This window comes from Pyxidicoccus sp. MSG2, assembly GCF_026626705.1.
In the GTDB taxonomy this organism is placed as follows: domain Bacteria; phylum Myxococcota; class Myxococcia; order Myxococcales; family Myxococcaceae; genus Myxococcus.
Map to the genome: position 1 here is coordinate 5,645,567 of NZ_JAPNKC010000001.1, position 11,934 is coordinate 5,657,500.

Annotated in this window: 12 protein-coding genes; 9 read left to right on the plus strand and 3 right to left on the minus strand. The window is 69.9% G+C overall.

The window, feature by feature from the left end:
* Window positions 1-41: 41 nt before the first annotated feature.
* Window positions 42-1,736, minus strand: a complete 1,695-nt coding sequence (locus OV427_RS21950; RefSeq protein WP_267858100.1) for an MASE1 domain-containing protein — start codon at window positions 1,734-1,736, stop codon at window positions 42-44.
* Between the two features lie 543 nt (window positions 1,737-2,279).
* On the opposite strand from OV427_RS21950, the gene OV427_RS21955 reads away from it, so the two are divergent.
* From OV427_RS21955 to OV427_RS21970, 4 genes are all read left to right on the plus strand, one after another.
* Window positions 2,280-3,392 carry a 3-oxoacyl-ACP synthase III family protein gene (locus OV427_RS21955; RefSeq protein WP_267858101.1) on the plus strand — a complete coding sequence of 371 codons (1,113 nt, stop codon included), beginning with the start codon at window positions 2,280-2,282 and terminating at the stop codon, window positions 3,390-3,392.
* Window positions 3,389-4,006 (plus strand): DUF2378 family protein, encoded by a 618-nt coding sequence (locus OV427_RS21960; protein ID WP_267858102.1) that lies wholly within the window; start codon window positions 3,389-3,391, stop codon window positions 4,004-4,006. Before OV427_RS21955 ends, OV427_RS21960 begins: the two co-directional genes overlap by 4 nt.
* Before the next feature lie 209 nt (window positions 4,007-4,215).
* Window positions 4,216-4,845 (plus strand): hypothetical protein, encoded by a 630-nt coding sequence (locus tag OV427_RS21965; protein ID WP_267858103.1) that lies wholly within the window; start codon window positions 4,216-4,218, stop codon window positions 4,843-4,845.
* A 33-nt stretch (window positions 4,846-4,878) separates the two neighbouring features.
* A complete protein-coding gene (locus OV427_RS21970) occupies window positions 4,879-6,402 on the plus strand; it encodes a hypothetical protein (protein WP_267858104.1) in 1,524 nt (507 codons plus the stop codon).
* 18 nt (window positions 6,403-6,420) lie between these two features.
* Here OV427_RS21970 and OV427_RS21975 read toward each other — a convergent pair whose 3' ends face one another.
* Window positions 6,421-7,074, minus strand: a complete 654-nt coding sequence (locus OV427_RS21975; RefSeq protein ID WP_267858105.1) for a hypothetical protein — start codon at window positions 7,072-7,074, stop codon at window positions 6,421-6,423.
* Window positions 7,075-7,162: 88 nt separating this feature from the next.
* On the opposite strand from OV427_RS21975, the gene OV427_RS21980 reads away from it, so the two are divergent.
* Together OV427_RS21980 and OV427_RS21985 are read left to right on the plus strand one after the other, a co-directional pair.
* Complete coding sequence (locus tag OV427_RS21980; protein ID WP_267858106.1) at window positions 7,163-7,624, plus strand: MarR family winged helix-turn-helix transcriptional regulator; 462 nt, start codon at window positions 7,163-7,165, stop codon at window positions 7,622-7,624.
* A complete protein-coding gene (locus tag OV427_RS21985; RefSeq protein WP_267858107.1) occupies window positions 7,621-8,049 on the plus strand; it encodes a hypothetical protein in 429 nt (142 codons plus the stop codon). Before OV427_RS21980 ends, OV427_RS21985 begins: the two co-directional genes overlap by 4 nt.
* A gap of 1 nt (window position 8,050) precedes the next feature.
* Here the strand turns inward: OV427_RS21985 and OV427_RS21990 are convergent, their stop codons facing one another.
* Window positions 8,051-8,533, minus strand: coding sequence for a nuclear transport factor 2 family protein (locus tag OV427_RS21990; protein WP_267858108.1), 483 nt, complete (start codon window positions 8,531-8,533; stop codon window positions 8,051-8,053).
* A 157-nt stretch (window positions 8,534-8,690) separates the two neighbouring features.
* On the opposite strand from OV427_RS21990, the gene OV427_RS21995 reads away from it, so the two are divergent.
* The 3 genes from OV427_RS21995 (at window position 8,691) to OV427_RS22005 (ending at window position 11,449) form a co-directional block, all read left to right on the plus strand.
* Window positions 8,691-10,043, plus strand: coding sequence for a sialidase family protein (locus OV427_RS21995; protein WP_267858109.1), 1,353 nt, complete (start codon window positions 8,691-8,693; stop codon window positions 10,041-10,043).
* A gap of 147 nt (window positions 10,044-10,190) precedes the next feature.
* The gene (gene def / locus OV427_RS22000) at window positions 10,191-10,697 is read left to right on the plus strand and encodes a peptide deformylase (RefSeq protein WP_267858110.1); all 507 of its coding nucleotides are present in this window, start codon (window positions 10,191-10,193) and stop codon (window positions 10,695-10,697) included.
* Window positions 10,698-10,720: 23 nt separating this feature from the next.
* Complete coding sequence (locus OV427_RS22005) at window positions 10,721-11,449, plus strand: sterol desaturase family protein (RefSeq protein ID WP_267858111.1); 729 nt, start codon at window positions 10,721-10,723, stop codon at window positions 11,447-11,449.
* The last annotated feature ends 485 nt before the right edge of the window (window positions 11,450-11,934 follow it).

Sequence of the window (11,934 nt, forward strand, 5' to 3'; positions counted from 1 at the left end):
AGTGAGGCTCCCGGGCAGGGCTGCACGAGGGCGAGCAGCCCTCACCCCGGCGCGGGCACCTGTCCGGCATACGGCAGCCACACGGTGAAGGTGGTGCCCTGGCCCACGGTGCTGTGGACGGACACCTCGCCATGGTGGCTGTCGACGATGCGCCGGACGATGGCGAGCCCCAGCCCGGTGCCGCTGGCGCGCGTGGTGAAGAAGGGCTCGAAGATGCGCGCCCTCACCTCGGGCGCCATGCCGTGCCCGGTATCGGAGATGGTGAGCCGGGCATGGGGCGCGCCCGCGTGCGTGTCGGGCTCGAGCTTCGTGGTGAGGGTGCCGCCGCCGGGCATGGCCTGCATGGCATTGGTGAAGAGGTTGGTGAGCGCCACGTGGAGCAGCTGCGGGTCCACGGCGACGGGCGGCAGGCTCTCGTCCAGGGTGTGGGAGACGGTGATGTGCGCGGGGCCGGAGCGCAGGGACGCGCTCAGTGCGCCCTCCACCACGGGAGGCAGCGGCTGGGGCTGCAGCCGGGGCTTCATGGGGCGCGCGAAGTCGAGCAAATCGTTGACGATGAGGTCCAGCCGCTGCACCTCCTCGTCCATGACGTCCAGCATGGTGCCCGCGGGGCCGACCATGTCGGGGGCCAGGCGGCGCAGCGCCGCCACGGCGTTGGAGATGGCGCCCAGCGGGTTGCGCACCTCGTGGGCCACGGTGGCGCTCAGCTCTCCGAGCGCGGCCATGCGCTCGCTGCGCACCAGCTCCGCCTGCGTGGTCGCCAACGTGCGCAGCGAGTCGCGCAGCTCCTGATTCAGGTGGCTCACCTCGTCCTGGGCGCGGCGCCGCTCGCCGAGCGCGCTGGCCAGCAGCAGTCCGGACATGCTGGCGGCGGCGAGGAACGACTGGAGGTAGGCGAGGCTGAGGTTGTGCCATGCCGCCAGGGCGAAGGGGCCGCAGCCGTGGGCCGTGTGCCAGAGGGCCACGGTGGACAGCACCGCGGTGGCCAGGGAGGAGCCGCGGGCCTCGAAGCGCAGCGCGGCCCACAGCAGGAAGGGGAAGGCCAGGTACGTCATCGGGTGGAAGGCGACGGTGTCCGGGGCCGTGGGGGGCGGGGTGCGGAACACCAGGTGCGTGGCCACGCCCAGGCACACCAGCAGCGCCGCCAGCTCCGCGCCGCGCCGGGGCGTCCATCGGGCCGTGCCGCCCGTCAGCCAGGTGAGCAGCAGCGGCGCCACCACCAGGACGCCCATCGCATCGCCCACCCAGAACACGCGCCACGTGGGCCAGAAGTCCCGCGGCCCCAGCGGCACGCGCGTCATGAGCAGGCCCACGCCCACGGTGGCGCCGAGCGCGCAGCTGCCCAGGGCCGCCAGCCCCATCAGCCCGAGCACGTCCCGCACCCGGTCCAGCGAGGGGCGGAAGCGCACCAGCCTGCGCAGGAGGAAGGCCCCCACCGCCGCCTCCAGGAGGTTCCCCCCGGCGATACCCAGCACGTCGGGCAGCTTTCCCCACTCCTTGAGGAAGGCGTACGTCCCCGCGAGGAGGGACGCCAGCAGCAGGGCCGGCCAGTCGCGGTACCGGGTGAGCAGCAGCCCCGCGAGCGCCACGCCGCTGGGAGGCCACATCGCGGACACATGCTCGGGGGGAAGGACGAGCAGCCCGCCCAACCTGGCGGAGACCCCGTAGGCCACGGCGAAGAGCACGAGCCGCGCAAGCGGCCACCACCTGCGCGAGTTGAACCTGGACGTGAGCACGCGCGCGATTCCGCCTGACTCCCGCTCCAGGGGGCCGTTCCCGGAGCCATTGCCGTGCCGAGGAGCCTTGCACGGGGCTCGCACGTCAGGAAGCGAACTCAAGGGTGGGGGTGGAAGACGTCCTATCCAAGGGGGGAGATCCAACCGGAGCCCGTCGCGGCAATCACCGGGTGTGGCAGTCGCCAGGCCACCACGCGGGAAGTCGCTACGGCTTCAGCGTCGCAAATACCCCGGTGTATCGCGGCCTCGCGAGTGTGGGCCGACACCCCGGGTGAATGAACTGCTCACTGAGAGGGGAAAGCCCCTCAGGCCGCGCTTCATTCTCATTTCCCGATACTTCATTATTGAAGTAAGGTGTTCACTCCAGGAAGTCTGGGTACTTATCTGCCCACCCGGACGTATGATGCTTCACGGGTGAATCACCCCATGGTGCCGAATCAATGTCATTTCAATGACTTCGAAAGTGGCCTGGATCCTGCTCAACCGCATGAAGGCAGGGAAATCCTTCCATCCGTTCTGGCTGTGGAATGACGGGGCCATGAAATGACATCCAATGTCTGTGTTGTCGGTGCGGGTGCCTTCGTTCCTTCACGGATTGTGAGCAATGCGCGCATCGCGAAGGCGATTCCCGGGTGGCCGGCGGAGCGCATCGAAGAGAAGATTGGCGTGCGCGAGCGGCGCTTCCTCTGGGACATCGACGAGGTGTCGGGCCGCGCGGTGCCGCCGCCGGAGAACGACGGCCACTTCTACCCGGCCACCAACACGGACATGTGCGAGGTGGCGCTGAAGAAGGCGCTGGCGCAGTCCGGGGTGGCGGCGGGCGAGCTGGACGCGCTCTTCGTCGTCACCTGCACGCCGGACGCGCCCCACTTCAACCACGACGCCATGGAGCTGCACCGGCGGCTGGAGCTGCGCGAGGACGCCTTCGCGCTGCTGGTGGACGACGGCTGCGGTGGCACGCCGTACGTGTTGGATTTGGTGAAGAAGATGATGGAGGGCGGGCGCTTCCGCACGGTGGCGGTGGTGGCCTCGGCCTTCACGTCGCCGCTGGTGAACCGGGAGGTGTACACGGACGAGCTGCCGCCCGGCCCGGGGCGCAGCCGTGCGCTCCAGGGCTACCTGTCCATGTACGTCTTCGGCGACGGAGCGGGCGCCGTGGTGCTCCAGTCGAAGCCGGGCGAGGCGGGGAGCACTGGAATCCTCGCCTCCTTCTCGGGCAATGCGCACGGGGACCTGGTCATCCGCAAGGGCGGCGGCGTGCTGAAGCTGCCGTACCAGCCGGGGCGGATGCGCCCGGCGGACATGGCCTTCGTGGTGGACGGCTTCAAGGTGGCCCGCAGTTATCCGGAGTACATGCAGAAGTGCCTCGACACGATTCTGGACCCGCGTCCGGAGATGCGTGCGCAGGTGAAGCGCTACTATTTCCATCAGCCGAACAAGCGGGTGATGGACGCCTTCGTGGACCGGGCCGGCCTGCCCCCCGAGGCGGTGGCGTGCAACGTGGACCGGTACGGAAACACTTCCGCGGCGGGGATGCTCATCCTGATGGCGGAGGACCTGGAAGCGGGGCGGGTGAAGCTGGGCGGTGGTGACCTGGTGGTGGTGGCGGCGGTGGGAGCGAACATTCACTACGGCGCGCAATTGGTGAGGCTATGAGCGACAAGGGCAGACCCGTCGAAGGGCTCGATGCGAGCGTCTCCAAGGACCTGGAGACGCGGCTGGCGATGGCCACGAAGGACGACACGGCGCGCGGGCTGTTCTTCAACGGCGTGGTGGCGGCGGTGAAGGTGCTGGGCGGCGATGCGGCGGTGGAGCGCTGCCTGGCGGCGAGCGGGGAGAAGAAGTTCATCGACTTCTTCAACTACCCGGTGGCGGCGTTCCTGCGGCTGGCCTTCTCGGCGGCGCACCTGATGGGGCCGAAGTACGGCGGCTTCAACGGGGCGCTGCGGCGCATGGGCGTGGTGGCGACGCAGGACTTCCTGTCGTCGGCGGCGGGCAAGACGCTGTTGCTGCTGGCGTCGGACAGCCCGAAGCGACTGGTGGGCAACCTGCACGCGGGCTACCGGGCGGCGGTGAGCTACGGCGAGCGCGGGGTGAACTGGACGGGAGACAAGTCGGGCGTCTTCTTCATGAAGCGAGACTTCATGCCGCCGGCCTACCACGAGGGCACGCTGCAGGCGGCCATCGAGGCGGTGGGCGGCAAGCAGGTGGAGGTCCACGGCCGGCAGACGGGGCCGCTGGACACCGAGTACACGCTGTCCTGGCAGTAGCGGCCCGCGAGGGTGCGCGGCTCCCGCCCTTCACGGGGCGGAAGGTGGGAAGGGCCTGCCCGGAGAGGTAGGGCGGCCCGGTGCTTCGAGGCTTCACGTCCCTCGTCCCCGAGAAGGGGAGGGGCGGGCGCACGGGAGAGGTGTGTCCGTGCGCTGGAGGTGTCGCGCCAGGCGACTGAAACAACCCCGCGGTCCGGATGGAGAGCTCCATGTCGCGTATGCAGGGTGGTGCAGTGGTGGTGCTGGGAATGCTGGCGCTGGTGTCGGTGGCTTCCGAGGCCCAGGCCGGCGAGGTGGTGTACCAGTTCCGCACGGAGGAGGACCCGGCGTCGCCTCCGGACCTGGCGGTGTGCGCGGCGGCGCCCTTCGCGGTGAATGTGCGGCTGGGCGGGAGTGTCTACGTGCCGCTGCACAGCATCCGGGATGGGCAGGTGGTGTTCGAGGGCCGCAAGCGGGTGGGCTCGGCGACGGCGTGCGTGAGGCTGACGGACTTCACCTTCCCGCCGGGGCAGCAGGTGCCCTTCTACGCGCGCTTCAACCTGCCGGACGGGAGCTTCACGGCGTCGGGCACGTGCACGCTGGTGAGCAACAACGTGCCGGAGGCGGGGCTGGTGCTGGCGGGGTGCGCGCTGCAGCTGGTGGGAGTGCCGCGAGGCTTCGTGGGAGGCACGGTGTCCAGCACCAGCGTGTTCAACCCGTTCCAGCTGCCCGGGTATGCGACGGGCTCGTACTACACGCTGTACGCCTTCCGTGACGACCGCCGCCGTGACGCGCGAGAGGAGCGCGAGGAGTGGGACGAGCGGGACGCCGCCGAGCGCGCCGCCGCGGCCGAGCAGTAGACTCAGGCGTCGGGCTCGCCGCGAAGGCTCGGTATGGGACCGACGCACCATTCCCGCCTGTCGGTGGACCGGGCGATGATGCGCGCCATGGACCGCAAGCGGATGGAGCTCTACACGGCGCTCGGATATCGGGCGCCAACGGCCTCACGTCTCGGGCGCAGCCCGGTGTCGCAGCCCCGGCCCGAGCAGGAAGCCGGAGCGGAAGCGCAGGAGCTGTCACCGCTCGAGCCCGAAGAGCTCGATGCGCTGCGGGCCCGTTTCCTGAGCGAGCCCGAGGAAGTGCTGCGCTTGGCGCGCGAGAGCCTGGGCGCGCCGATATCGGAGCTCGACTTCGCGCGAGTGCTCCAGGACGCGGAGCAGGCGCTGCGCGAGCCGGAGGCGGCACTCCAGGCGCTGCGGCATCCGCCGTTTCAAGCGAAGGCGTCGGTGCAGTTGCCCCCGGACTTCCGCTTCCCGCTGATGACGGACGAAATCCCCATCGACCCGTCGCGCACGAAGTTCGAGCCGGTGGCGGACCTGCGAGGCTGGCTGCTCTTCACCGGCAAGGCGTGGCTGCGAGGCGCCACCGTGCCGAAAGCCCCCTTCCGGAGACACGACAGCGAGCGCCACCCGAGCCGCTTCCGCTATCCCCTGCGCGCCTCCGTGCCCGGGAAGCCCGTGGAGGTGGCCCTCTTCTCGGACTTTGGCACGGGTGAATACCCCGCGCGCTACCTCGCCCGGCAGCTCCTCATGCGAGGCGAGCGCCTGGAGTACGCGGTGCACCTGGGCGGTGTGTACTACGCGGGCCGGCAGGGAGAATTCGACGCGCACGTGGCAGAGCCGCTGGAGTCGCTCCTGCCGGTGACGACACTGCTGACGCTGAACGCGAGCGCGGAGATGCGCTCGGGAGGCTCGCCCTACTTCCGCTACCTGGACGAGCGCCGGGGCGCCGCGAGGACCCGCCAGGTGCAGGAGGGCAGCTACTTCTGTGTCGCCTCGGAGCGCTTCCAGCTCATCGGCCTGGACACGGCGTCCTTCGAACCGGGCCGGCACCGGGACGCGGAGCTGCTGGGCTGGCTGGACACGGTGCTCGCGGAGGGACGCCAGCGAGGAGCGGTGAACATCCTGCTGAGTCACGGAGCCCCGTATCGGTACGGAGTGAAGGGAGCCTCACCCCTGCTGGAAGACCTGAAGGTGCTGGTGGTGGACGAGTCCCGTGTGGCCCTGTGGTGCTGGGGAAGCACACCCTACGGAGCGCTCTTCGACCGGGGACCGGGGCTGCCCTTCGTCGGAGCGAGCCTCGGACACGGAGGCCTGCCGATACCCAGGGTGGAGCCGGGAGGCACCGCCCCCGCGCCGCTGCGTTTCCTGGAGACCAACCCCCGCTTCCCCGAGTGGACGGGAGTCCGTCCGGAGCTGGGCAACAACGGCTACGGCTCGCTGTTGCTGCACGAGGACGGAGCGGTGGACCTGCGGTTCCTCGACTGGATGGGGAACCTGCGCTGCAAGGCGAGGCTGGCCCGTGAAGAGGGCCAGGGTCCGCTGGTCATCCAGCACCTCGAGCCCGCAGCCGCGTGAGCCCGCCGCACGCAAGAGTCACAGCCGCGCGCGCGTGTACCAGGGAGCCCGCGGCGGCAGGGACATCATCCGCTGCACGTCGCGAGGCCCGGGCACGGTGGTGTAGTGGAGCCGGTAGCCGCGAGGCAGCGTCTTCCAATAGGTGACCTGCCACGGAACCAGTTCCTCGCCGCGCTTCGACGCGTGCACGGGCTGGTTCCCATCGCCGAGCGTCTCGTGGAAGCGCACTTCCTCCTCGGCGGCCTCGGGGCTCGCGGCCTCGATGACCCACGCATCCGGGCCCCCGTCGGGAGTGGGCTCCTCCCCTGCGTTGACGTAGCGGCTCCAGTCGGGCCGGGCCTGCCGCTCCCACGCGGCGCCGCCTTCAGGAGTGAGCGAATAGCCGAAGTAGGAGCGGGGCCGACGCGCGTCGATGGCGCGGGAAATCTGTTCCGGTGAGTACAGCTCCTCCAGTCCATCCGGCATCTCGTGCACGCGGATGAAGCCGCGCTCGGAGAGGAAGGACAGCCGCTCGCACAGCTCCTCGCGGGAGAAGCGCGGGTCATCCGGCATGTGGAGCGCGACGTGGGGATTCGGCTCCGCGAGCATGTGCAGGGGCGTGGGCAGCTCCATGGCGACCTCCAGGAGCCAGAGGTCCAGCACGTCCAGGTTCTCGTTCGCGGGAGGCGTCATGGGCCCGGAGGATAGAGCATCCAGGCTCGCGGGGTGATTATTACGAATTCGGAACTTCCGAAATCGGAGCATGTGTTATGCGGGGAGCATGAAGCCGCTCCGCCTCGTCCTGGACGTGCACCGCGCCACGCACCGCATCGGCCTGTTCCTCGAAGCAGCCGAGCCCCCGCTGGACGTGTCCCAGGGCGAGGCCCACCTGCTGGCGTACCTGCTGGAGGTGGGGGACACCTCGCTGGGCGAGCTGCATGCGGCCTTCGCGCACAAGCGCTCCACGCTCACCAGCTACGTGGACCGGCTGGAGGCGAAGCGACTGGTGCGCAGGGAGCTGCGTGCCGAGGACCGGCGCTCGTTCCAGGTGTCGCTGACGGCGTCGGGCCGGACGCTGGCAACCCGCGTGCACCGGCACCTGGAGGCGCTGGAGGCCGCGGCGCTGGAGGGGTTGTCGGCGCGGGACGTGGAGGCACTGAAGAAGGGGCTCGCGGCCCTCGCGGAGGCGGGTGAGGCGGAGCCGCCGAAACGGAAGTCACGCACCCGGGGAGGTGGCGGATGAGCGCAGTGGCGGCAACGAAGCAGCAGGGGCAGTTGACGGACGCGGACTTCCTCGCGGCGGTGGAGGCGGCCACATTCCCGGGCGCGGACTTCCGTCACCGCGAGCACGTGCGGCTGGCCTGGCTGTGCCTGCGCGAGCACGGCTTCGAGTCCGGACTGGAGCGGGTGCGCGGCCTCATCCAGCGCTACGCGGCGGCGCTCGGAGCGACGGGCAAGTACCACGAGACACTCACCCGGGCCTGGGCGGAACTGGTGCAGGTAGGGCTCGACGCGGCACCGGGCCTCACGTCCTTCGAAGCCTTCCTGGAGGCGAGGCCGGAGCTGACGGACTCGCGCCTCCTGGACCGGCACTACCGCAAGGAGACGCTGGACTCGCAGGCGGCGCGAGCCGGCTGGGTGGCTCCGGACGTGGCGCCGCTGCGGTGACTCACGGCCCCTGGACGCCGCGCTCCTTCATGTACTTGTCCAGCGCCGCTCGGGCCTGGGAACGGACCTTGTTCTTCAGCAGCGGGGTCCACCCGAGCAGCAGCCCCATGAGCCCGAGGGCCTGACGTGACCACGCATGGAAGTCGAAGCGGTCGAGGTGGCGGACAATCTTCCCGTCGCGGAACTCGAATTCGGCGTCGATGCGGTTGATGACCTTCCGGCCCGAGCCGCTGAAGGTGTAGTGCGCGTCCCAGTGGGCGCGGCCGGTGCGGTCATCGGCCTGGACGTCGCGGAAGGTGAGCTCCAGGTCCTTGCCGCGCTCGCAGAGCATGCTCCACATGGAGGTGACTCCACCGTGGCGCAGGCCGACGAAGACCTCGTCGGAGAACTCGGCGTCGGGGTGGTAGCAGGCGGCCATGGCCTTCGCGTCGCGCTTCTGGAACGCGGTGTAGAAGTCCGTGATGAGCTGGGAGTGCGGGTGCATGGGACAGGTGTAGCAGACCTGTCAGTGCGCACGCGCCAACTGTCAGGCGTTCACCTGCGGGCGGGAGGCGGCCCCGGGAACGCTGTCAGGCGGTTGGCACGTCCTTACCTCACCCGACACAGCGCCGCATGGTGCGACGTCGGGAGGGGTGGGGCACATGGGGAGTCCGAAGCGCGGCGGCACGGTGGGGGCGTTGCTGGCCGCGGTGATGGCGGTGCTGCCGGCAGGCGCCGGGGCGCAGGTCTTCTCACCGGCGCGCAGCCTGACGATGACGGCGGCGGGCTATCAGGAGCCGCGGGTGTCCGCGCTCGGCGCCGATGTACACGTGGCATGGGTGGACGCGGCCACGGGGGCCGGGGACGTGTGCTACCGGCGCAGCGCGGACGGCGGCGCCACCTTCAGCACGGTGCACAACCTCAGCCAGGACGGAGTCACTCCCGAGGAGGAGGCACGCGACGTGCGCGTGCTCGCGCAGGGCGACCGCGTCTACCTGACGTGGGTGGAGGGCGGCCTGCGCTTCCGCTCGAGCGATGACGGCGGCGCCACCTTCGGCCCCGTGCTGGAGCTGACGAGCTACTCCGAGGGTGGCCTGCGCCTCGCGGCCAGCGGCGACCACGTCTACATGCACTGGTACCGCTCGGTGGAGGACGAGGTGGGCGACGTCCTCTTCATCCGCAGCCCGGTGGCGGGGCACGTCTTCGCGGACCTCGACGTCCTGAGCGAGAACCGCCGCTACGGAGGCGTCGAGCTGGCGGCGCGCGGGGACAACGTCTACGTGCTGTGGGACGACGGCGGCTCCAACGATGGCTCGGACCTCTTCTTCCGGCGCAGCACGGACGGAGGCGTCACCTTCGGGCCCATCCTCCGCCTCACCGACACCGACGCAGAGTCCGACCAGCAGGAGCTCGCGGTGCTGGGCAACAGCGTCTACGTGGTGTGGAGCGAGTGCGACTTCCCCACGTGCGAGGTGCGGCTGCGCAGGAGCTCGGACGCGGGGGCCACCTTCGGCTCGGAGGTGAAGGTGAGCCGGGCCCCGGCCATGGCCTTCGACCCGAGAGTCGTGGTGAGGGACTCGAGGGTGTTCGTGTCCTGGGTGGGCCAGACACCCGAGCGGTACGAGTCGGACGTGTACCTCTCCATGAGCCTGGACGGGGGCGCCACCTTCGCCGCGCCGGTGAATGTGAGTGCGTCGGCGGCGGACTCGCGGGACGCGCGGCTGATTCCGGCGGGTTCGGGTGTGCGGCTGGTCTGGACGGAGGGCTACTTCGGCGAGCGGGACGTGTACACGCGGGCCACGGCGGGCTTCGGCCTGACGCTGGGGGCCGCGGAGAACCTGAGCCGCACGGCGGCGGGGGACTCGGGGGAGGCGTCCATCGCCGCCTCGAGGTGCGGAACGCAGGCGCACGTGGTGTGGCTGGAGTGGGCGGAGTCGGGCAACCAGGTGCGGTATCGGCGGGCCTCGCTGCCCTTCTCGTCCCTCTACTGCGCGTTGCTCCCGGAGGCCCGCTAGCCTTCCGGGGAGGCGGGAGGTGGCCCGGCTCCCCCGGGGGGAGGGTTCCGGGGCCCGGCGTGCCGGTGGCCCGGGGTGTATGCCGCTGGACCGTTGGGATGCGGAATGGCGCGGCGGCGGCCGGGCGTGCATGGCAGATTCGGGCCCATGGCTCGCGACATCGTCATCTGGCCCCACAAGGTACTCACCTCGCCCACGAAGCCCGTGACGGACTTTGGCCCCTCGCTCGAGAAGCTGCTGGAGGAGATGGCCGAGTCGATGAAGGAAGCAGAGGGCATCGGCATCGCCGCCAACCAGGTCGGCGAGCCGCTGCGCGTGGCGTTGGTGGGACGCGAGGACGGTACGTCCTTCGAAATCGTCAACCCGCAGCTGTTGGAGAAGAAGGAGCCCGTGACGATGGAGGAGGGCTGCCTCTCCGTCCCCCGGGAGTGGGAGAAGTGCCCGCGCTTCCACCGGGTGAAGGTGCGCTACCAGGACAGGACGGGCGAGTGGCACGAGCTGGAGGCGGAAGGCCGGCTCGCCCACGTGCTGCAGCACGAAATCGACCACCTGGACGGGCACGTCTTCGTGGACCACCTGTCCAGCCTCAAGCGCACGCTCATCCTGGGACGGATGCAGAAGCTCCAGAAGGCGAAGGCCCGGCAGAAGGACTAGGACCGGGACACCGGGGGGAAGCCATGGCCACACTCACCATTCCCGAGCGGGTGAAGACCTTCCGCGAGGAGTACCGCCGGAAGTACGTGGGCCCGCGCTACTCGGGACGGGCGCACTTCGCCTTCACCAGCGTGGGCGCGCTGGCGGCCATCGGCTTCTCGCTCTCCCGGCTGGACACGGTGCGTCCCCTGGAGTGGCTGACGGTGCCCGCGGTCTTCCTGCTGGGGAACGTCGTGGAGTTCCTCGGTCACCGCGGGCCCATGCACCATCGCCGGCGGGGGCTGGGGCTGCTCTTCCAGCGACACACCGAGCAGCACCACCGCTTCTTCACCCACGAGGCGCTCGCCTACGAGTCGGCCCGGGACGTGAAGATGGTGCTCTTTCCCCCCGTGCTGTTGCTCTTCTTCCTGGGGGCCATCGCCGCTCCGCTGGCGGCGCTGTGCTTCGCGCTCGTCACGCCGAACGTGGGCTGGCTCTTCGCGGCCTCGGCCGTGGGCTACTACCTCACCTACGAGTGGCTCCACTTCTGCCACCACCTGCCGCCCGAGCACCCCGTGGCGCGGCTGCCGGTGATGGCGCGGCTGCGGCGCCACCACCAGGCGCACCACGACCCCTCGAAGATGCAGCGGTACAACTTCAACATCACCGTCCCGCTCTCGGACTGGCTCTTCGGTACCTCCTGGCGGCCGGGAGCTCCCAGCGGGGTAGATCAGCCAGAGCCCTCGAGCCCCCGGACCGGACTGGACACCTGAGAAGGCCCGCCTGGTTGCTGCCCGAGCGGTAAGCCGGGGATTTTGCTGGAGGAAGGCGCATCCTGGGGGAGGGGGTTCCCACCCACGAAGGGGCTGCATAAATCCCCGATTGCGACGGGGTGACCTGCGGCTTCGATCATGAGGAATTGACGCCCTCGTCACGAAGCGTTAGTAACTGAACCTCCGCTCGACGCCCTGGTGCCTCTACCGGGTGGCGAATGGGGGGAAGAAAAAGGTCGACGAAGCGTGTTGACCCTGAACGCGGTGGTGGTAGAAGCCGCGCCCCCTCGAACGAACGGCTGATCTCAGCGGCTCGCCGGGGCGGACAGAAGAAATTCGAAGGTTCGACCAAATAGGTTGATCCACGGAGCGGCGGTGGTAGAAGCCGCGCCCCACTCGACGAACCCGCTGGCGGGCAGCAGCAGCCAGAAGGAGTCGCCGGGAGCAGGACGGTAGAAAGGGTCAGCAAGTAGCGGTTGACTCGA